The organism is Providencia sp. PROV080 (genome assembly GCF_033688105.1).
GTDB classification, from domain to species: domain Bacteria; phylum Pseudomonadota; class Gammaproteobacteria; order Enterobacterales; family Enterobacteriaceae; genus Providencia; species Providencia zhejiangensis.
The window spans coordinates 1,691,968-1,714,055 of the sequence record NZ_CP096346.1 but is presented as its reverse complement, the minus strand read 5'-3'; the positions used below and the strand labels follow the sequence as shown (position 1 = coordinate 1,714,055).

Sequence of the window (22,088 nt, the reverse complement as noted above, 5' to 3'; positions counted from 1 at the left end):
AAAACCCGCTTTTACCAACGTGTAGAAGCGGGTTTAAAAAATTAAATTAATTTAATTTTATGCGTAAACTGGGTATTTTGCGCAAATATTCAATACTTTTTGTTTGGTACTTTCAATGGTCGCTTCATCATTGAGGTTATCCAGAACATCACACATCCAGCCCGCCAGCTCACGCGCATCCGCTTCATTAAAACCACGGCGCGTAATGGCTGGTGTACCTACACGAATACCAGAGGTAACAAATGGACTCTTAGGATCGTTAGGAACACTGTTTTTGTTCACCGTGATATTCGCACGACCCAATGCTGCGTCTGCATCTTTACCTGTGATATCTTTATCAACCAAATCAACTAAGAATAGGTGATTTTCAGTACCGCCAGACACTACTTTATAGCCGCGTTGCTGGAAAATTTCTACCATTGCCTTCGCATTTTTAGCAACTTGCTGTTGATACGTTTTAAATTCAGGCTCCATCGCTTCTTTCAGTGCTACCGCTTTACCCGCAATCACATGCATTAGCGGACCACCTTGAGAACCAGGGAATACTGCGGAGTTTAGTTTTTTATACAGCTCTTCATCACCACCCTTCGCTAAGATTAAGCCACCACGTGGACCCGCCAAGGTTTTGTGTGTTGTTGTCGTTACGATGTGTGCATGAGGAACAGGGTTAGGATACACACCTGCTGCAATTAGACCCGCTACGTGAGCCATATCAACAAATAGGTAAGCATTGATGCTATCTGCGATTTCACGCATTTTAGCCCAATCAACAATGCCTGAATAAGCAGAGAAACCACCGATGATCATTTTTGGCTTATGTTTCTGAGCTTGTGCTTTGATGTCTTCATAGTCGATTTTACCGCTTTCATCGATACCATAAGGAACGATGTTATACAGCTTACCGGAGAAGTTAACTGGTGAGCCATGCGTTAAGTGACCACCGTGCGCCAAGTTCATACCTAATACGGTATCACCGGGTTGCAGTAACGCCATATAAACAGCTGCGTTAGCCTGTGAACCTGAGTGAGGCTGTACGTTTGCATAGTCTGCACCAAACAGCGCTTTTGCACGGTCGATTGCTAGCTGCTCAACCACGTCAACATACTCACACCCACCATAATAACGCTTACCCGGATAACCTTCGGCATATTTATTTGTTAGCTGAGATCCTTGAGCCTGCATAACTCGTGGACTGGTATAGTTTTCTGAAGCAATTAATTCAATATGTTCTTCTTGACGTTGAACTTCTTTCTCCATTGCTTCCCACAGTTGTGGATCATAATCTGCAATATTCATTTCACGCTTTAACATTCGCTTCTCCTGCCTCAGCCATTCAATAAGTTGATAACAAAACTATCGCAATAGCACACAGTGTAAACTCTTTTTCTTCAGGGTGATAGCCCTAAAGAAAAAATATACGCAAACGTTTGCATATATTTTAATTGCCCTAAAAAGAGTTCGGTTGTATCGAGATAAAATCAGTCATATTCACACTGTAAAAACATTAAATACTGTTTTTTTCTATCTGATTTTATAAAGCCTCTATTTTTCAACTCTTTTTGTAATAGACCTATTTACATTGTGTATTAAAAGTTATAAGTTGTATTAAAAATGCATGTTATAAAAATTCATCTTCTAATGAAATTATTTCAGGAGAACCTGTATGCTAGACAGCCAAACTATCGCCATTGTTAAATCAACCATTCCAGCCATTGCTGCGACAGGACCAAAATTAACGGCTCACTTCTATGAAAGAATGTTCAAGCAACATCCTGAGCTAAAAGATATTTTTAACATGACGCATCAAAGTAACGGTTCACAGCGCGAGGCGTTATTTAATGCTGTTTGTGCTTATGCAACACACATTGAAACCCCAGAAGCGTTAATTTCTGCGGTAGAAAAAATCGCGCAAAAACATGCAAGTTTAAACATCAAACCTGAACATTACCCAATTGTTGGCGAAAACTTACTGGCCGCCATTGATGAATTACTCAGCCCAGGCCAAGAAGTCCTTGATGCGTGGGGTAAAGCCTATGGTGTTCTCGCTGATATTTTTATCCACCGTGAAGCGGAGATTTATCGTCAAAATGCCGATAAAGTCGGTGGTTGGGAAGGCTTACGTGAATTCCGAGTTGCCGCTAAACAAGCACAAAGTGATGTCATCACGAGTTTTGAATTTTTACCTGTCGATGGTCAACCTGTCGCTGATTATCGTCCGGGACAATATATTACCCTCTATATCAATGATGATAGTTTGGCCAATCAAGAGATCCGCCAATATTCACTCACGACCGCACCAAATGGTCGCAGCTATCGTATTGCTGTAAAACGAGAAGATAAAGGTATTGTTTCTAACCATATCCATCAAAATCTCAATGAAGGTGATATTGTTTACTTAGCGCCACCATGTGGCGATTTCTTCATTGATATTGATAATAAAACCCCAGTCACGCTAATTTCTGCGGGGGTCGGCTTAACACCAATGTTGAGTATGCTCAATCAGTTAACAAAAGAAGGCCATGAGGCACAAATCAATTGGCTACACGCAGCGGAAAATGGTGCGGTTCATGCGTTCCAGCATGAAGTTAACAAGCATTTAACTCATCATCAAAACAGTCACTCTGCGGTATGGTTTAATCAGCCTCGTTCAGAAGATAAGCAAGGTTTCGACTATCAATTCAGTGGATTGATGGATCTTTCACAAGTAAAAGAGTGGCTTGTAGAGCCGAATATGCACTTCTATTTTTGTGGCCCCGTTGGTTTTATGCAATACATTGGTAAGCAATTGATTGAAATGGGGATATCTGAAGATAATATTCATTATGAGTGTTTTGGCCCTCACAAAGTCCTATCCTTAAACTAATTTAAAATTTAGCGGTAATGGTTTCGCATATTAAACACTGTTCTAATCCCATTCCTGTGTTTATGCCATTACCGCCTTTTATCAAACCAGCGATATCTTTTACTGCTTGACAGATTAACCTTCCCTTCCCCACACTCAATCCCCTCTACCATTATTTTCCTGAGCGTTGGCTTCGATAAAACAGGGGTGATGTATCGCTAAATAGCCATAAAAAAGAGCTGTGCGAGCACACACAAAACCAGCTCAATGGCAGAAATCAGGAGTTACACAATGAGGGATTGATACAACGATAATAGGGCTTCGAGAGCGTTACAACGCCTGAAAAATATAATGCTTCCGCTGGATATTGATGGTGCGGATCCCTAAGAACATACACAAGTATGTCACTAGGGCCCGCAAAAGAAGAGCACAAGGTGATGACACAAAATAAGATGAGGGTTGCTGGTTAAATCGCTTCCTCGTCTTGCTCCCCTGTTCTAATTCGGATAACACGGGCAACATCATAGACAAAAATTTTGCCGTCACCAATCTTGCCTGTTTGAGCCGTTTGCATGATCGTTTCGACACAGTTTTCAACGATGTCATCAGGCACAACGATCTCAATTTTAACTTTTGGCAAGAAATCCACCATATATTCTGCGCCACGGTATAATTCAGTATGGCCTTTTTGACGACCAAAACCTTTCACTTCGGTTACCGTCATACCAGTAATCCCAACTTCAGCTAAGGCTTCTCGGACATCATCCAGTTTGAAAGGTTTTATAATTGCATCAATTTTTTTCATAAATAGTTCCTGTTATGACCAATTTTTACGGCCAAAACCCGACGTGATTGGATAACGACGATCTTTCCCGAAGTTACGCACCGTAATGCGAGGCCCAACAGGTGCTTGGCGGCGTTTATATTCATTAATATCGACAAGGCGCACAACGCGACGCACAATCGCCTCATCAAAACCTTGTTCAATCAGTTGTGCGACAGAATAATCTTTTTCTACATAGCCTTCCAGCAATGCATCTAAAATATCATAAGGTGGTAAGCTATCTTGGTCGAGTTGCCCCGGCGCTAATTCCGCTGAAGGTGGTCTATCGATCACGCGTTGTGGGATCGCTGGAGACACGGTATTACGGTATTGTGCTAGCTCGAAAACTAATGTTTTTGGCACATCTTTTAGCACATCAAAACCACCCGCCATATCACCATATAAAGTCGAATAACCAACAGCAGATTCACTCTTATTACTGGTTGTCAGCACTAAACGGCGACGTTTATTTGACATTGCCATCAAAATAACTGCACGACAACGCGCTTGTAAGTTTTCTTCTGTGGTATCGACTTGCGTTCCTTCAAACATTGGTTGAAGCTGTGCCATAAAAGCATCAAACATAGGCTCAATTGACACAATATCAAATTCAACTCCCAGCAGTTCAGCTTGCTCTTTCGCATCATGAATGCTCATTTCTGACGTGTAACGAAATGGCATCATGACGGCTTGAACACGCTCCTGACCAATTGCATCCACTGCAATCGCAACGGTAAGACCTGAATCGATCCCGCCCGATAAGCCAAGTATCGCGCCATTAAAACCATTTTTATTAATATAGTCACGAGTTGCCATAACGAGTGCTTGATAAACCTGAGCAACAGGCGACAATACAGGAGGTAACTTTTCCATAGGCACGATGCTGAGCTCGTTGAACTGGCAGTTCACCACTTGTTCTTCGAATTCCATGAGTTGATGAGTCATATCACCATTACTGGCCAAAACCTTAGACGCGCCGTCAAAAATCAGTTCATCCTGACCGCCAACTTGGTTCAAATAGACAATTGGCAGCTGTGTGCGTTGGCAATGAGCGACCAGCAAATCACTACGAATATGCTCTTTATGACGATCATAGGGAGATGCGTTAATCGTTAATAATAACTCGGCGCCAGCTTGTTTAATGGCATCAACAGGGGCATCGAACCAAATATCTTCACAAATGAGTAAGCCTATGCGATAGCCTTTAAAATCGATAACAGCGGATTTATTGCCCGCGGAAAAATAACGCGGTTCATCAAAGACACCATAATTTGGTAATTCTTGCTTAAAATAACGCGTTAATAACTTTCCTTGATAGAAAAAAGAGAGTGCATTATACATTTGACCCGCTTCATGCCATGGATGACCAACAATAATGGCGGTTTCAGTACTCGCATTTTGTAAACGTTCTAATTGCACTAAACAGCGCTGGTTAAAATCGGAGCGAAATAGCAGATCCTCTGGGGGGTATCCCGTGAGTGATAGCTCAGAGAACATCACAATGTCAGCAATATCTTTTTGTTTCTCAAAAACCTGCAACATACGATCGCAGTTACCTTCAATATCACCCACTAACCAATTTAATTGAGCTAATGAAATATTAAGCTTACGGCTCATAAGGTATTTATTCTCCCGAGCATTTATATTGATACCTTCATTCACTCTTAGCCGTGACTCGTTTACGGCGACTATGTCTTGAGTCACTTAACAGGATAAATGTAGACTATGTTATTCATTATTCTTTGAAGTCATTCGCTTCTAAATCGTGACGAGCCAATAACTTATAAAACTCTGTACGGTTTCTTCCCGCCATACGAGCCGCTTGAGTGACATTACCTTTCGTCATTTGCAGTAACTTGCGTAAATAGTTCAATTCGAATTGGTTACGCGCTTCAACAAAGGTTGGCAATGCCGTATTTTCACCTTGTAAAGCTTGGCTCACTAATGCTTCACTAATAACAGGTGTTGTCGTCAACGCAACACATTGTTCGATTACGTTAACTAATTGACGCACGTTACCCGGCCAGCTGGCTGACATTAAGCATTTCATTGCCTCGGTGGAAAAACTACGTACAAACGGTTTATGCCTTGATGCCGATTCACGTAATAAATGATTCGCCAAAATAGGGATATCTTCTGCTCTTTCGTTCAGTGCAGGTATCCGTAAGTTCACGACATTCAAACGATAATAGAGGTCTTCCCGAAATTCATTTTTTTCCATGGCTTTAGGCAAATTACGATGGGTAGCAGAAATAATCCGCACATCGATGTCTAAGTCACGGTTACTCCCTAATGGCCGTACTTTACGCTCTTGTAACACACGCAGTAATTTCACCTGTAAAGGCATTGGCATATCACCTATTTCATCAAGAAATAAGGTGCCTCCACTCGCTGCAAAAAATAGCCCTTCACGGCTACTCACAGCACCTGTAAATGCCCCTTTTGCATGACCAAAGAGTTCTGACTCTAATAACTGTTCAGGTAAAGCGCCACAGTTGATAGCAATGAATGGCTTATTCGCCCGAGGACTGGCCTTGTGAATGGCTTGCGCGAGGACTTCTTTACCTGTACCACTTTGCCCATTAATTAATACGCTGACATCCGATTGTGCCACCATATGGGCTTGTTCTAGCAGCCGAATCATCAACGGGCTACGTGTCACAATCCCCTCGCTCCACTCTTCATCACTGATCGGTGTTGAAGACAATGCCAGTGCGTCATCAATCGCTTTATACAATGCATCTTTATCAACAGGCTTAGTGAGAAAACTAAATACCCCCCGTTGGGTTGCTGCAACGGCATCAGGTATAGAGCCATGGGCAGTTAAGATGATCACAGGTAAGTTAGGATGGTGTTTTTGAACTTCATCAAACAGCGCCATGCCGTCCATTTCATCCATTCGCAAGTCGCTAATGACTAAATCAACTTTTTCTTTTTGTAGTAGCTTTAACGCTTCCATTCCGCTTTCAGCTGTTATGACTTTAAACCCTTCGCTGCTTAAGCGCATACCGAGTAATTTCAGCAGGCTAGGATCATCATCCACCAACAATAGATTTGCTGATTTACGGCTGGTCATTACGCTCACTCTCCAATTGATTATTTGTGGTTGAATTTTCGCTCTCAGTAACAGGCTTCTCTACTTTAACCGCTTCTTTGGCCTGATTTTTATCAACTGCTTCTACCTCTTTTTCTGTTTCATTGGTATTTTGCTTGCGGGAAGAGAGCTGTCTTTCAATATCTGTCAAATTCTCTAATTTGCGTGATGTCGTGTCCAACTCAAAGAGTAGTCGAGCATTCTCCTCTTTCATACGATCAAGCTTATTATCTGTTTCTTGCTGTAAGCGCTTAAAACGAGAATTGGCTTCCGCGAGATTGATAATTTGTACTTGCTGCTCACGCCAGAGCTGAAGTAACGGACGAATTGCCGTCGGGAAGTTAAGGCTAAAGGTATTCATGCTATCGACCATTTTACGTCGCTCAGCAATCGAGGGCTCTGCTGCTCCCATAAGAATACTTTGTTGAAATGCATTCGACCAATTATCAATAGACAGTTGTAAGGCTTGTGCGCGGGCTGTTTTCGGATCAAGACGATCGGCACAATCCATCATCCTCAGCCAAAAAAGGGCATTTTCACGCGCACTCTGCTGCTGATTATCCCAAATTCCATGACAATCAGCATAACGGTAGTCTGTGACTTTGACCTCGGGTACCACAACTTGCGCCAATGTATCTAATGGCGATTGTCCACTTTTAGTCGCACACCCTGTCAAAATTAATGACAATAATAATGCGCCTAACTGTACCGTTTTTCGCTTTTGGATAAATGTCGTTGTTTTTTTCGTTAATTCGATGTATCGCTTTGACAGCATTGTCAAATGCAGTGCTGTCAAAACATCTGTAGACCTATTTGCCATTATTATTCATTCTCTGCAGTTAAAGGCAGTTCAATTCTAAAGCAGACATCTGCTAATTTATGGGGAACAAGTGACAATTCACCCCCCATTTGCTTAATACAATCTTGCGCAATACTTAATCCTAGACCACTTCCTTTGACGGCCCCTTTTCTCACCAGTGACCCTTGATAGAAAGGTTCAAAAATCATACTTTGCTCTGATTCAGGAATAGGCGTGCCAGTATTAGCAACTTCAATGACAAGCTTATTATCTATTCTGCGGCTTGTGATCCAAATATTACCTGATTCACTGCCATAGTGCACCGCATTGGAGTAGATATTATCAATAACACGTCCAAGTAACGTTGGTTCAGCAAGGCAATGATCAATTCGTAAACGGATATCTGTTTGAATATTTTTCGCTCTCGCTGGTAAATTATGAGCCATAACAATGTCTTCAATCAATTTTTGTAAGTCGACATGCTGTGCTTCTGGCGGACTATCAGCCAACTTGCGATTATAATCGAGAAGCTGTTCAATAAGTTGCTGAAGATGCTTACTACTATGATCTAAAATTTCGACGACTTCTTTTTGTGAAGCGGTGAGTGGCCCTGCCACTTCATCCGCAAGTAATTCTGTGCCTTCACGCATACTGGCTAATGGTGTTTTAAGTTCATGAGAAATATGCCGTAAAAATTCATGTCGCTGTGACTCTAGCCAAGCCAAGCGTTCACTTAACCAGATAATACGCTGCGCTAAAGACCGTAGCTCACGGGGTCCTTTGAATTGCTTAAGATTATTTGTTAAGGTCCTTCCCGTGCCTAACCGATTGATCATTCGCTCAATCCCTTTCACAGGTCCAATAATCATCCGTGTAAATAGCGCAACCAATAAAACGCTTAATAGAAATAGGATCAGACTTTGCCAACCAAAGAGTTGCCCCTTATTTGCAATCGCTTTTTGTAGCTGCTCGCCTCGACTAAAAATGACATCACGCGTTTCTTGTATCAATACATTATTTTGTTCAGAAAATTGGCTTAATGCGGTCGTGACTTCTTTTGGTGGCTCACTATTTTCACAAACCACTGTTTTTAGCTCACTCAATGCTTGAGAAAGCGCTGAAGTATCTGTTTCTTTAGGCAGTATTGTTTTCTGCCGTTCGAACATTTGTTGATAATCAGAGAATTGTTTTAAATAAAGCGAATGTAAAGAGGCATCTTTTAATACACAATACTGACGGTAGCTTCTTTCCATTTCTAAAGCTAATCCCCCCATAGCCTCACTACGGCGAGTATCCAAAAGTGTTGTTTTATTAATTTGAGCCGCTTGGTTACTTAATTGCTCCAAACTTTGATAAGCCTGATAAGCCAATACCAATAGCGGTAATAGCACTAACCAAAATGCCATGACAACCAATTGGCGCAGGGAGCGCGGAAATAGACGCCATTTACTCAATGCATTCATCTCACACCTATTAAACGTGGTTCCATGGTAGCAGAACTGAGTACATTAGGTGAACCTGATTACGACAGTTCAGTTTTCCACTTCAAAAAAGGATGATCCCGCTAGTCACAGCAAGCAATGTGCCAATCTATTTGAAAACAATAATGAATATGAAAAGAATGAATTTGGGGATAAAAACAGGAAGGCGGAATAAAGTGTTCAACTCTATTCCGCCAGCGATTTACTGATCTGATATATGATTATCTCTCTATAATCATATAGGTGGTGCCTCACTCCACGTGTCGTCCGGTGTTTGATAAGGTCTAAAGACGAATATCTGTGCTGTTGGACGGTAGGCACCTTACTTTGGCATCATTCTTGCTTTATGTGGTATGTTCCCACCCTATTGTGGACCGACATAATAATGTTGAATGAGCAACTGAATATTATTATGCATACATCGTGCCAACTTTTCAATATATTTTTTATATAATTGAAAATTAAGGTTTTTTATTTAAAACCTCGCAATTAATTTCTTTTTCTGGCCCTAAACCTATCCCCCATTATCACAAATTGTCTCTTATTAAAGACACCTATCACTCGGATATAAATTATCCTTTAATTTCAATAAGTTAAATGTCGCCAATTAGCGACAGTCTAATGGTGGTTTTGTCGCTAAATTTATACACATCCGTAAATACGCCTGATTGCCTACCCCTAAAACCACAAAATCATTAATAAAATTACTTAATAAAAGTATTAACTGTAAGTATCAAAAATAAAACACAACAACAAAATGACTAACTATATTGATATTTATTAACTTGATATTTTTAACGGAAAATTTCACCAATCTAAAAACATCAATAATACTTAAGTTAAGGTAATCTTTTTTAGCCTTCGAAAACTCAATGAGGAAATTTATGAACGTACAATCAAACAATAGGATAGAAACCATTGATATGCAGCCCGCGCTGCATGTGCTGGAACAAACTATCGGTTTTGTCTTCCAAGCTGCGCTACGTGCTGCTGTGCAGTTAAATATCGCAGACCATTTAACACAGGGAGCAAAAACCATTCATCAGTTAGCCGATAGCATGAATGTGGATGCAAAAATAATTAAAAAAATCCTGCGAGTACTTGCGACACGTAACATTTTTACCTGCCAAGGGGGAACCCATTACGCGCTCACTCCAGAAGCCGCATTTTTATGCTCGGATCACCCCTACTCATTACGTCCCGCAATCCTCTGGCTGACAGATAAAACCTTTTGGTTAACCAGTGCAAGGTTTGCACAATTCGCTTATGGAAGAAAGCCATTTGAAGAGCTATTCGGCGCTACATTCTTTGAGTACTGGGAAAAAAAGGCTTCACAACCGGATGGTTTTGATGAAGGGCAGGCTTCTTTATCAAAGATTGAAAATGAATTTATCCTACAAAACTATACCTTTCCCCAAAATATTATTGTTGCCGATATTGCCGGCGGCTTAGGCAACCTACTTCTTGAAGTATTAGCCCGTAATCCCTCATTGAAAGGGATTTTATTTGATAAAAAGCATGTGCTTGAAAAAAATATTTTGTCCAAATTAAACGATAATACTCGCTGGAAATTGCAATCGGGTTCTTTTTTTGAGCAGTGTCCAGAGGCCGATATCTATTTGTTGAAATACATCACTCATGATTGGCCCGATGATAAACTTGTTGAGATATTTAAAACTATTCGCAACGCAATGAAGCCCACCTCAAAATTACTGATCATGGATGCTGTTATCCCTGAAGATAATGCGCCTCATTTTGGAAAAGAGTTAGAACTTATATGTTTGAGTGTGATTCATGACAGTAACGAACGGACAAAAAACGAATTTATGGAATTATTTTCGCAAGCGGGTCTAAGGATCACCCAAATCATCCCAACAAACAGTCATATCAGCATCATTGAAACTGTTCCAATCTAATTCGCGGCAAACAAAAAATAGCCCCATCAGACGGGGCTATCAGACTGCCGCTAAACCTATTATATTTGGCGGCAAGTCGAATCGGTTTTGAAAATAAACGAGGAAAATCAATTTATTGATTTTCGACTGATAACACAAAGCGGGAAAAACCACGCTTTTATCCCGCTTTGTCAACAACCTCATAGCCCCATCAGACGGGGCTATCCACTTTATATTTAATCGAGTTAACCTAATTGTTTACGTGCATTACGGAAAATACGCATCCATGGGCCATCTTCACCCCAATTATCAGGATGCCACGAATGACTCACAGTACGGAATACACGCTCCGGATGAGGCATCATAATCGTCGCTCGGCCATCCATTGAGGTTACAGACGTGATCCCATTTACAGAGCCATTTGGGTTCGCCGGATATTGCTCAGTCACTTGCCCGTAGTTATTCACAAAACGTAACGCGACTAACCCCTTGTTTTCCAGTTGCTGAATATGAGTAGGCTGTCTTGCTTCAACGAACCCTTCACCATGAGAGACCGCGATAGGCATACGTGAGCCAACCATATCTTGCAGCAATAATGATGGGCTCTTCGCCACTTCAACTAAACTAAAGCGAGCTTCAAAACGCTCAGAACGATTGCGAACAAACCGTGGCCAGAACTCTGCCCCTGGAATTAACTCATACAGGTTAGACATCATTTGGCATCCATTACACACACCGAGAGATAAGGTATCTTGGCGCTCAAAGAAAGCGGTAAATTCGTCACGTACTTGAGGGTTAAACAGAATCGACTTCGCCCAGCCCTCTCCGGCACCTAATACATCACCGTATGAAAAACCACCGCATGCAACCAGTGTTTGGAAACCTGCTAATGATAGATTGCCCGCTAACAAATCACTCATATGCACATCGACAGCATCAAAACCAGCACGGTCAAATGCCGCTGCCATTTCAACATGAGAGTTCACCCCTTGCTCACGTAAAACAGCAACTTTAGGACGAACACCAGACATAATGTAAGGCGCAGCAATGTCATCAGCAATGTCAAAGGTCAGGTGCGTATTCAAACCTGGGTCTTGAGAGTCTAACTTAGCCTTATGTTCCTCATCGGCGCAATCTTCGTTATCACGTAAGCGTTGCATCTGCCATGTCGTTTCCGCCCACCATTCGCGTAATGTACTACGTGATTCATGATAAACTACCGTGTCACGGCTATTAATCACTAACGCATCCTCTTGCGTTACTGTGCCTAAATAATGTAGGCACTCACCCAAGCCAGCATCCGCAAAGCAAGCTTCAACATACGGTCTATCTTGTTGTTTAATTTGGATCACCGCACCTAACTCTTCATTAAACAATGCGGCTAAAATATCCTCATCAAATTCACTGATATCCACGTTAATACCGCAGTGACCAGCAAAGGCCATTTCCGCTAATGTGACAAACAAACCACCATCAGAACGGTCGTGATAAGCTAATAGCTTTTGCTCTGATAATAAGCTTTGGATAGCCGTAAAGAAACCTGACAGCAGTTTAGGATCACGAACATCGGGCGCTTTATTGCCCAACTGGCGATAAACTTGAGCAAGTGCAGAACCACCTAGAGCATTATGTCCTTGCCCAAGGTCAATCAGCATCAATGCAGAATCAGGCTGTTGTTTTAATTCTGGGGTCACGGTCAAACGCACATCTTCAACGCGACCAAATGCACTAATAATCAATGACAATGGTGAAGTCATCTCACGCTCTGCCCCATTTTCGTGCCAGCGCGTTTTCATTGACATTGAGTCTTTACCTACTGGAATCGTTAATCCCAGAGCAGGACATAATTCTTCACCAACTGCCTTAACCGCTTGATATAAACCTGCATCTTCACCAGGGTGACCGGCTGCCGACATCCAGTTAGCAGACAGTTTCACACGTTTAAGGTCTTGCACATACGCACAAGCGATATTCGTTAACGCTTCACCAACCGCCATGCGAGCAGAAGCGGCAAAATCCAGTAATGCAATAGGTGTTCTCTCACCAATAGACATCGCTTCGCCATAATAACTATCTAGGCTAGCAGTCGTCACGGCACAATCGGCGACAGGGATCTGCCATGGCCCAACCATTTGGTCACGCGCAACCATTCCCGTTACGCTACGGTCACCAATGGTGATTAAAAAGGTCTTTTCTGCCACAGCAGGCAGGTGTAAAACGCGCTTAACCGCTTCATTTAAATTAATCGATGTTCTATCTAGCGCATCGGGTTGTGCTTTTAATGTGTCGACATTTCGCAGCATTTTAGGGGTTTTACCGAGTAGCACATCCAGAGGCATATCGATAGGCTGATTATTAAAATGCTCATCTTTCAACACGAGCTCACGCTGCTCAGTGGCTTCACCAATCACAGCAAAAGGAGCACGCTCACGTTCACAAATGGCGGTAAATAGGGGCATTTGTTCAGGGGCTACCGCTAATACATAACGTTCTTGTGATTCATTACACCAGACTTCTAATGGACTCATGCCCGGTTCATCATTAAGAATTTTGCGTAATTCAAAACAACCACCTCGGCCACCATCACTCACGAGTTCAGGCATTGCATTAGATAAACCACCCGCACCAACGTCATGAATAAAGAGAATTGGGTTGTTATCACCTAACTGCCAGCAATTATCGATCACTTCTTGGCAGCGACGCTCCATTTCAGGGTTATCACGCTGTACTGACGCAAAATCCAGATCCGCATCGGATTGACCCGAGGCCATTGAAGAGGCTGCACCACCGCCAAGCCCAATGTTCATTGATGGGCCACCAAGCACAATCAGTTTTGCACCAACTGGGATCTCCCCTTTTTGGACATGATCAGCGCGAATATTACCAATCCCCCCCGCTAGCATAATCGGTTTATGGTAGCCTCGTAGCTCTTCACCGTTGTGGCTATTGACCTTTTCTTCATAGGTACGGAAATAGCCTAAAAGCGCTGGGCGGCCAAATTCATTATTAAATGCGGCCCCCCCTAGTGGCCCTTCAAGCATAATATCGAGTGCAGTAACAATGCGTTCTGGTTTACCGAAATCTTCTTCCCAAGGCTGCTCAAATCCCGGGATACGGAGGTTAGACACGGAGAAACCCACTAACCCTGCTTTTGGTTTTGCCCCACGGCCTGTTGCACCTTCATCACGAATTTCACCACCAGAGCCTGTTGCAGCACCTGGCCACGGTGAAATTGCTGTTGGGTGGTTATGCGTTTCCACTTTCATCAAAATATGAGCATCTTCTTGATGATAACGATAAGTGCGACCTTCTGGTTCAGGGAAGAAACGCCCGACAGAAGAGCCTTCCATCACTGCGGCATTATCTTTATAAGCCGATAAAACATAATCAGGTGTTGTCTCGAAGGTGTTTTTAATCATTTTAAACAGCGATTTCGGCTGTTTTTCACCATCAATGATCCAGTCAGCATTAAAAATTTTATGGCGGCAGTGTTCTGAGTTTGCTTGTGCAAACATATATAACTCAACATCTGTTGGGTTACGTTTTAATCCTGTAAATGCATCAAACAGATAGTCGATTTCATCATCAGCCAGCGCTAACCCCATTTCGATATTCGCTTTTTCAAGTGCTGAACGCCCTGAGCGAATGATATCGATAACTTTCATTGGTTGTGGTTGATGATGAACAAAAAGCGCTTGAGCCTGCTCAAAGTCGCTAAAAACCGTTTCCATCATGCGGTCATGAAGCAGTGCCGCAATGGCTTGCCATTGTGCCTGTGATAAAGCATCCGCCTGCACATAATAAGCGAGACCACGTTCAATTCTTTCGACTTGAGGTAAACCACAATTATGTGCAATGTCAGTCGCTTTGGATGACCAAGGAGAAATGGTACCAGGGCGTGGGGTCACTAATATCAGTGTGCCAAATGGCTCATGCTCCGCGAGAGAAGGTCCATATTTTAGCAAACTACGCAATTTGCCTTGCTCGCTATCACTCAAAGGTGCTGATAGTTCAGCGAAGTGCATATATTCAGCATAAATATCCGTAACAGGAAGCTGTTTTTCAGCAAACAACGCCAAAAGGCGAGTAATACGAAATGCTGATAGAGCAGGTGAACCACGCAAAATTTCCATAGTCATAATTTCTCTCATTTAAACGCCAGCCCTGATCATAAAAGCAGGGGAACTGGGAGACATTATAGAGCAATGCGAATCAATACGAAACCGTTTGCGTGACTAAAAATAAAGCAAACCGTTAAAAATTATTAGGAATGAAATAGCACAATATTGGTTGCACGGATCATAATTGTTGAGCAAAATGTCCAAACACTGGAAATATAACCATTACTTATAATTATTTTTTTACAACAACACCGGCATAAAACCCCTCATGGTTTTCCGAGCCACAAGTAGGCAGCAAAGTTTCTTAGCGCCACTATAATGAAATATTCGGATGGCAACTTAATTTGCTCAATTGATAAAGCAATGAAAAGTTCAGAGGGTATACATATGAGATATTTTCTTGAATAACATAAAGGTTAACTATTTAATCATTGTAATTGTTGCGCTTTTAGCGGCCATGATTATTGGACTTAATCTCCGTTGGCCCAATACGCAAGACAATCAGCTCAACCAAATCATCTCTCGCGGTGAGCTACGAGTGAGTGCAATTAGTTCTCCGTTGATCTATCAAGATGACGAAGCAAACTTGCATGGTTTTGATTATGAGCTTGTTCAAAGCTTTGCCGACTATCTCGGCGTTAAATTGAACATCACCCTGCGACCAACCGTTGAGCTAATTTTCGATGATATTGAGAATGGCAATGCAGATATTGGTGTTGCTGGATTGCTCTATAATAAAGATAGGCTGAAAAAAATGAAAACAGGGCCTAGCTATCTCAATGTCACACAGCAACTGGTTTACCGAAAAGGCTCTACACGCCCTAAAAGTTTTGAGGATATTAACGGTAAGCTCGTCGTGATGGCAGGTTCTGCTCATGCTAGTACCCTCAAAATGGCGGCAGAAAAACATCCTGAGTTGGTTTGGGAAGAAACAACTGAATACACAACTAGCCAGCTATTAGAGATGGTGGCGGAAGGGCTGATTGACTATACGCTAGAAGACTCTATTTCTGTTGCATTACAACAACGTATTCATCCTGAAATTGCGGTCGGATTCGATTTAGTCGATGACCATGCCATCACTTGGTATATGAAACGCCTTAATGATGATAGCTTGAACGCTGCTCTACTTGATTTTTTTAATGCCAGCAATGAATCCGATTTGCTCGCAAGGCTCGATGAAAAATATTTTAGCCATGTCGGTTCATTTGACTACTTTGATACCATGTCATTTATCAATGCTATCAATAAAAAACTTCCTACTTATCAACCACTGTTTGAAAAATATGCTACGGCGCTTGATTGGAAACTATTAGCGGCTATTGCGTGGCAAGAATCGCATTGGGATCCGTTGGCGACATCACCAACAGGGGTTCGTGGGCTCATGATGCTCACCAAACCAACCGCCGAAACAATGGGCGTTGCAGATAGATTAGATCCTGAAGAGAGTATTAAAGGCGGAGCTGCATATTTGGAATATTTAATGCAACGCCTTCCAGTTTCTATCGCCGATGATGATAGAATTTGGTTTGCACTGGCCGCCTATAATATGGGGTATGGCCATATGCAAGATGTCAGAAAACTAACTGAATTACAAGGTGGAGACCCAGACCGCTGGTTAGATGTAAAATCGAGACTCCCTCTGTTAACTCAAAAAAAGTATTATTCACAGCTTAACTATGGTTATGCGCGAGGGCATGAAGCCTATCGCTATGTTGAAAACATTCGTCGCTACCATCAAAGCTTAGTCGGCTATTTACAAAATCAAGATAAGAAGCAACGTGCATTGGCTATTGCCGAAAAATCATTGATTTTATTTCCACCGCTTGTCTCCCCTCACAGCCCCAATGACAAAACTGAAAGCACTGAGACGTCAGGGGATCCGGAAACAATCGTCGATAACGTGCCGCCGTCTACCACGCAAAGTGATGTGAAAGAGAAAGTCAGCCTAAAACAGAAACAATCCCCCCACAATGCATACAAACTGCCAGCCATTTCACCTGCAAATGGCCAGCCCTCTTTAGGACAATATCTCCTCTCCATCAACCCAGAAAAAAGCGAGCAGGATAAAGAAGATACTGTAACGAATTAATCAATGATTATCTGATTGGTCGATAAGGAATGTGTTGTTAGATATCGCTTTCGTTTATTCAGGCATTTTTGCTGTTTCGATTTTCAACACACTCACATTGAATTTGACTTAGCATTCTTTTTTGTTCTTTCTTTTGTGCTCTGCGCATTTTAAAAAAAGCACTTAACATCGTAGAGCAGGTTTCTTCGAGTACCCCACCCGTTACATCAATATAATGATTTAATCCTGGGCGTTCTAATAGATTAATAAATGAACCACAAGCCCCTGTTTTAAAATCTTTGGCGCCATAAACTAAGCGCCCTATTCGACTATGCACTAATGCACCTGCACACATAATGCAGGGTTCTAAAGTCACATACAGCGTGGTGTCTAATAGTCGATAATTATTAAGTGCCTTCCCACCTTGCTGTAAGGCGATAATTTCAGCGTGAGCTGTAGGGTCATGACTTTCAATTGAACGGTTCCATCCAGATGCAACTAATTGGTTATCCTTAACTAATAGTGCACCTACAGGTATTTCACCTGCATCTTGAGCATTTTTCGCCAATTCTAAAGCGCGATTCATCCAGTACTCATCAATCTCTACTTGCGTCACACCAACCTCTTCACTGTCTATTTTGATAGATTATACCCCAAATAGCTTGGCTTGCATGCAGATGATGAATCATGTAGATACCTAGGTGAGTTAAAAAATACCTGAACGTTGCCGTTATTATTAGCGCAACAGCAACGTCAAAGATAATAATTACAATCCATTGATTCAATGAAACTTTATTCAAAAAGATTATGATTAGTTACTGAAAATTGCCAGTTTCGCTGCAAATCCCATAAAAAAGCTGCCTACTGCACAATTTCCTAATTTAGCTAACACTTGTTTTTCACGTAAAAAACGCGCAATGAGGTAGCCACTAAAAATTAATAAACTTAGGTAGAGAAAGCTAACAAATTCAAGGATTGACGCTAGCACAAGGTAAGGTACCCATGCTTGTGCATAACTAAAGTCAATAAACTGAATAAAAAAGGAAATATAAAAGAGAATGGCTTTTGGGTTGGTTAAACTGAGGATCAGCGCTCTCGTGAAGATTTTTTCTGATTTGACCACGACCGAATCATCACCAGTATTGGGTAATTTTTTCTGTTTAAAAGTAACAAAAAGAATTTTACTCCCTAAGTATAATAGGTAAGCAGCCCCCAAATAACGCACGATCATAAACAGCGTGGGGGAGGCTTTTATGACAGAGGCAACACCAATGAATGAAAGGAAGATCAATATCGCATCGCCCGTGAACACACCTAACGCTGCACGATACCCAGCACGAGTACCATGTGAAGTGCTTGATTTTAAAACATATAAAGAGTTTGGCCCCGGAACAATGATGATTAGGATCAGCCCTGCCATGTAAGTCCAAAAATTTAAAACACCAAAACTTTCAAACATAATTAAGACCTTTGTGATTTTTTTCTTATTATTATCACAATCTTTCTGAGTTGTGAATATTTAATTCAACTCATTATTTGCTTATTAATTTCAAATGCTAAAACAAGCTAATAATAATCATTATTTTTAATTTTCTTTTATTTTCATACTATAAATGTGCTTAAGAAATATTTAACTCAACTAATAAATAAAGGATATGATATGGCACTTATTCAATCAGGTATCCAAGCCGGTATATTTGAACAATTTTATCCGACAACGCTTGTATATTCTGCTGCTAAAAAAGTCTTCTTCTTAGGTCATACGCCTCAAGAAAAAGCGTATTTTATTTATAGTGTAAATGATAAAGGAATTATTGATACAAGCGCACCTGTTCATAAAGGTAAATTAAACAGTTATCTCAGCAACCTTCAATATGTCCAAGACTTAACGCTGAACAAGCAATATATTTACGGTTATAACTTAGAAGAGAAAACGATTCAATTCTATTTAGTTCAGGACAATGGTAGTCTTGAAAATGTCTATGATTTCACCTTTAACGCGACTGGAATGCAAATTAGAACCGCCTCATTCTTTGTTATTAATGGTGTTTTGTATTACTACTACCAATACGAAAAATCAAAAAATTGGGAATCATTTAGTGTAGTTATCGTTAAATAAAATAAAGCGCTCGCACACTAGAATTAAGGATTGTTTTCAATCCTTAATTCTTTAACCCTGTTCAAATTCACATCAACACTTTATTGTGTTTATTCATCTATATAAAACTTTCAATATATTTCTGAATTAAAATGTCAATTATTCTACTGCATAAAACAAACTATATTGATCTTAATTGGATGGATATAATCACTACGCTATTAGACCTTCCCAAAATACTTCCTTTTTTATGATAAAAAGCACAAGCACAAGCTAATCGATAAAACGGGTAATACACGACAAGAACAGATAATGCAAAGAATCGGTGAGTAATTCGCGCTATTAAGCTTACATATCGCGATAGGTTCGTCACAATCACTCACTATCAACGACGCTAAAACAGATGATGGAAAAGAGAAGATAGGTCAAATATGGGAAGAGATCTAGCAAGATGACTCATGGGTGCCAGCATAAAAAATAATTGCAGAGAAAGTAATGTCGAGATCGTTCTTCGAATTACAGAAATGAAAGTTGGCGTTAATAGTCCTTATGACGTTCTTGTGTTAGAAATCACTTTTGCAGGTGGAGCCATCAACAAAAAAACACACAAATGAGAAGATATTGATAGGCAGCACAGCGTAGCTATTTATCTTGTGAGATTATGGGACATATGTACGCTAAGACCGGAGAATATTTGGAAAAACGGATGATGGTTATCCTGAATCAGTAAAAAAATGCTTAATGTGATGGAAGGCTAGCGTTATGGTGGATTTTTGTTTTTAGCTCTTTATATTGTTTGCTATTATAGTTACATACGTAAACCTAATAGGTTGTCCACATACTATAGTTTTAATCTAAAACCCATCAATTGTAGACAATTGACTAAAAATCAGGAAGATAAATGATTTGCTTTGAAAATGCCGTAAATAACAACGCGTTATTTTTTGGTAGTAGTTCAGACGAAAATACATCAGACTCTCTTCATGTTGCATATGGCGCCGACAAAAATTTTTTGTTTGGAACAGGTGTTTCCATTTGCTCAGTTTTGTTAAATAACAAGGATATGAGTTTTCATTTTCACATATTCACGGATATTTTGAGTGATAGAGATATTGAACTTTTTAAAGAAATTACAAATCTCTACAATACAAACATAACGCTATACACCTTAAATGTAGATGCCTTGAGAAGCCTTCCAACAAATAAAGAATGGTCTTATGCCATCTATTTTAGGCTCATTATAGCGGATTATTTCTATAACAAATGTGACAGAATTTTATACATGGATTCTGATGTTTTTTGTGCAGGAAGCATTAAAGAGCTAAAAAAATTAGATCTAACGTCTACACCAGTCGCCGCTGTCATGGATGTGAATGATTCATTCTCAATAGAAATGTCTGAATTATTTAATGCTGAAGGTATTAAAAAAGGATATTTTAACTCTGGTGTGATGCTAATAAATACTGAAGAATGGAAACGCAGACAGATAACAGAAAAGTCAATATCTGTTTTTACAGATAATAAATTATTATCTGTTATCAAGTATTATGATCAAGACGCACTAAATATTGCGATTAATGGTGATTGGTTAAAGCTAGATACTAACTTTAACCTCAAAATAAACCTTAACGATAAGTATAAGAATAGAGCTATCCGTATTGTTTCTCCCCCTGTATTAGTCCATTTTATTGGAGTAACTAAACCTTGGCATAGCTGGTCTAAGTATTACCATGAGGTTAATTACTTCTTGAATGCAAAAGAAAAATCGCCGTGGAAAAATATAAGTTTAATAACCCCCCAAAACATTACACACCGTAAATATGCATTTAAACACTTAAAATATTGTAAAGAATATTTACAAGCGTTCTATCAGTATATTTTATACGCTTATTTAAAAATACTTAGAAAATAGCACATTATTAAAAGAATAATTAACCATATAAATTTCATGCTATTTCATTGTTAAATGGGTCTCTATGTTAGAGACCCACTTCTCAATTTATCTTAATTATTAATGTCCTATTGCTATCCATGTAAAATGGAAATCCCACCAACTCCCTCTACCGTTGATGCCGATTGCAGAAAAGTAATCTTTAGTGAATTCCCTAACGTTGATTGCTTCATTTCCTGTGGCATTATTCATAGTTGCCGTAACAGAAAAACACGCATTAGGAAATTGTGTGGGAAACGTAAATTTTTTAAGCGTATCTTTTTGGGTCAAATCGGAACCCCACTGAATAATAATTCCAGTGCTAGCATCTTTCCACCAACCTCTAGCAGCCTTGCTCGCTGTATTTTTTCCTCCCATTGCACCAATTTTGTTATCAACTTCAGCCTTGGTATACGCCCCAACATCCCCTGCATTCAATGAGATATCAGCACTCAACGCTTTATTATTCACTTTAGGGGTATTTGGCACACGGTTATTTGCATTGCTGTTCGCTGCGTCAAATTTTGAGTTTACTGTGCTATTTGTCGCATAATCCCCCGAGGCCTGATAGCTCCCTTTAGGTTGATATCGTGTATTCCCTTCTGCTTTCGTGTAGCTTTCGCCTTTAACGGTGTTTATCACCTGTGACTCAATGCACACCCCGATACAGTCTCTTTCTGGTATGAATTGGAAAATACCTATTGATGACGTTATTTTTAAATAACGCGATATAGATTTAAAAAAGCAAGGTAATATGATTAAATTCAATGAATTGCTATTCAGAAGAAAAATATATATTCAAAATAGGTAGAATAGCATTTTGTTAAATAGAGATAGTTCATTCCCTGATGGAATATAGCTTTATAAAATAAGAATTTTATATTATTTAAAGTTCCTATATTTATTCAAAGGGCTATAGTTCACAATAGCCCTA

The 22,088-nt window shown here is 40.4% G+C and carries 14 protein-coding genes and 1 pseudogene; 5 read left to right on the top strand and 10 right to left on the bottom strand.

Translation table 11 applies throughout. The features are described from left to right. Nucleotides 1-57: 57 nt before the first annotated feature. Complete coding sequence (gene glyA, locus M1F03_RS07430; RefSeq protein WP_154625167.1) at nucleotides 58-1,311, bottom strand: serine hydroxymethyltransferase; 1,254 nt, start codon at nucleotides 1,309-1,311, stop codon at nucleotides 58-60. Nucleotides 1,312-1,660: 349 nt separating this feature from the next. On the opposite strand from glyA, the pseudogene hmpA reads away from it, so the two are divergent. Further along, nucleotides 1,661-2,863: pseudogene (gene hmpA, locus M1F03_RS07425) on the top strand (NO-inducible flavohemoprotein); the annotation flags it as partial. A gap of 445 nt (nucleotides 2,864-3,308) precedes the next feature. On the opposite strand, the gene glnB reads toward hmpA, so the two are convergent. The 5 genes from glnB to M1F03_RS07400 all read right to left on the bottom strand — a co-directional run bounded on the left by glnB (nucleotide 3,309) and on the right by M1F03_RS07400 (nucleotide 9,021). Then, nucleotides 3,309-3,647, bottom strand: coding sequence for a nitrogen regulatory protein P-II (glnB, locus tag M1F03_RS07420; RefSeq protein ID WP_004912721.1), 339 nt, complete (start codon nucleotides 3,645-3,647; stop codon nucleotides 3,309-3,311). Nucleotides 3,648-3,659: 12 nt separating this feature from the next. Then, the gene (locus M1F03_RS07415; RefSeq protein ID WP_154625169.1) at nucleotides 3,660-5,282 is read right to left on the bottom strand and encodes an NAD+ synthase; all 1,623 of its coding nucleotides are present in this window, start codon (nucleotides 5,280-5,282) and stop codon (nucleotides 3,660-3,662) included. A gap of 118 nt (nucleotides 5,283-5,400) precedes the next feature. Further along, nucleotides 5,401-6,741, bottom strand: a complete 1,341-nt coding sequence (gene glrR, locus M1F03_RS07410) for a two-component system response regulator GlrR (protein ID WP_163861020.1) — start codon at nucleotides 6,739-6,741, stop codon at nucleotides 5,401-5,403. After that, nucleotides 6,728-7,579 (bottom strand): two-component system QseEF-associated lipoprotein QseG, encoded by an 852-nt coding sequence (gene qseG, locus M1F03_RS07405; protein ID WP_154625171.1) that lies wholly within the window; start codon nucleotides 7,577-7,579, stop codon nucleotides 6,728-6,730. Before qseG ends, glrR begins: the two co-directional genes overlap by 14 nt. Nucleotides 7,580-7,581: 2 nt before the next feature. After that, nucleotides 7,582-9,021 (bottom strand): sensor histidine kinase, encoded by a 1,440-nt coding sequence (locus tag M1F03_RS07400; RefSeq protein ID WP_154625172.1) that lies wholly within the window; start codon nucleotides 9,019-9,021, stop codon nucleotides 7,582-7,584. Nucleotides 9,022-9,923: 902 nt separating this feature from the next. On the opposite strand from M1F03_RS07400, the gene M1F03_RS07395 reads away from it, so the two are divergent. Then, nucleotides 9,924-10,955, top strand: coding sequence for a methyltransferase (locus M1F03_RS07395; RefSeq protein WP_154624684.1), 1,032 nt, complete (start codon nucleotides 9,924-9,926; stop codon nucleotides 10,953-10,955). A 224-nt stretch (nucleotides 10,956-11,179) separates the two neighbouring features. Here M1F03_RS07395 and purL read toward each other — a convergent pair whose 3' ends face one another. Continuing rightward, nucleotides 11,180-15,067, bottom strand: a complete 3,888-nt coding sequence (gene purL / locus M1F03_RS07390) for a phosphoribosylformylglycinamidine synthase (protein WP_251465276.1) — start codon at nucleotides 15,065-15,067, stop codon at nucleotides 11,180-11,182. Nucleotides 15,068-15,512: 445 nt separating this feature from the next. On the opposite strand from purL, the gene mltF reads away from it, so the two are divergent. Continuing rightward, nucleotides 15,513-17,147 (top strand): membrane-bound lytic murein transglycosylase MltF, encoded by a 1,635-nt coding sequence (mltF, locus tag M1F03_RS07385; protein WP_230085909.1) that lies wholly within the window; start codon nucleotides 15,513-15,515, stop codon nucleotides 17,145-17,147. 58 nt (nucleotides 17,148-17,205) lie between these two features. Here mltF and tadA read toward each other — a convergent pair whose 3' ends face one another. Beyond that, nucleotides 17,206-17,742: a tRNA adenosine(34) deaminase TadA gene (gene tadA / locus M1F03_RS07380; protein WP_163861019.1), complete on the bottom strand. Its 537-nt coding sequence runs from the start codon at nucleotides 17,740-17,742 to the stop codon at nucleotides 17,206-17,208. A gap of 195 nt (nucleotides 17,743-17,937) precedes the next feature. Continuing rightward, on the bottom strand, nucleotides 17,938-18,585 hold the full coding sequence (leuE, locus tag M1F03_RS07375; protein ID WP_154635755.1) for a leucine efflux protein LeuE: 648 nt from the start codon (nucleotides 18,583-18,585) through the stop codon (nucleotides 17,938-17,940). A gap of 201 nt (nucleotides 18,586-18,786) precedes the next feature. On the opposite strand from leuE, the gene M1F03_RS07370 reads away from it, so the two are divergent. Next, nucleotides 18,787-19,245, top strand: coding sequence for an XRE family transcriptional regulator (locus M1F03_RS07370; RefSeq protein ID WP_154635754.1), 459 nt, complete (start codon nucleotides 18,787-18,789; stop codon nucleotides 19,243-19,245). A gap of 880 nt (nucleotides 19,246-20,125) precedes the next feature. Next, nucleotides 20,126-21,136, top strand: a complete 1,011-nt coding sequence (locus M1F03_RS07365) for a glycosyltransferase (protein WP_163861018.1) — start codon at nucleotides 20,126-20,128, stop codon at nucleotides 21,134-21,136. 99 nt (nucleotides 21,137-21,235) lie between these two features. Here the strand turns inward: M1F03_RS07365 and M1F03_RS07360 are convergent, their stop codons facing one another. After that, a complete protein-coding gene (locus tag M1F03_RS07360) occupies nucleotides 21,236-21,796 on the bottom strand; it encodes a gp53-like domain-containing protein (protein ID WP_251463916.1) in 561 nt (186 codons plus the stop codon). Nucleotides 21,797-22,088 lie beyond the last annotated feature (292 nt).

Coding starts and splice junctions, on each gene's coding strand:
- leuE (WP_154635755.1), bottom strand. CDS start 18,585: ATGTTTGAAAGTTTTGGTGTTTTAAATTTTTGGACTTACATGGCAGGG.
- M1F03_RS07365 (WP_163861018.1), top strand. CDS start 20,126: ATGATTTGCTTTGAAAATGCCGTAAATAACAACGCGTTATTTTTTGGT.
- M1F03_RS07395 (WP_154624684.1), top strand. CDS start 9,924: ATGAACGTACAATCAAACAATAGGATAGAAACCATTGATATGCAGCCC.
- glyA (WP_154625167.1), bottom strand. CDS start 1,311: ATGTTAAAGCGTGAAATGAATATTGCAGATTATGATCCACAACTGTGG.
- M1F03_RS07400 (WP_154625172.1), bottom strand. CDS start 9,021: ATGAATGCATTGAGTAAATGGCGTCTATTTCCGCGCTCCCTGCGCCAA.
- purL (WP_251465276.1), bottom strand. CDS start 15,067: ATGGAAATTTTGCGTGGTTCACCTGCTCTATCAGCATTTCGTATTACT.
- qseG (WP_154625171.1), bottom strand. CDS start 7,579: ATGGCAAATAGGTCTACAGATGTTTTGACAGCACTGCATTTGACAATG.
- glrR (WP_163861020.1), bottom strand. CDS start 6,741: ATGACCAGCCGTAAATCAGCAAATCTATTGTTGGTGGATGATGATCCT.
- M1F03_RS07415 (WP_154625169.1), bottom strand. CDS start 5,282: ATGAGCCGTAAGCTTAATATTTCATTAGCTCAATTAAATTGGTTAGTG.
- M1F03_RS07370 (WP_154635754.1), top strand. CDS start 18,787: ATGGCACTTATTCAATCAGGTATCCAAGCCGGTATATTTGAACAATTT.
- glnB (WP_004912721.1), bottom strand. CDS start 3,647: ATGAAAAAAATTGATGCAATTATAAAACCTTTCAAACTGGATGATGTC.
- mltF (WP_230085909.1), top strand. CDS start 15,513: ATGATTATTGGACTTAATCTCCGTTGGCCCAATACGCAAGACAATCAG.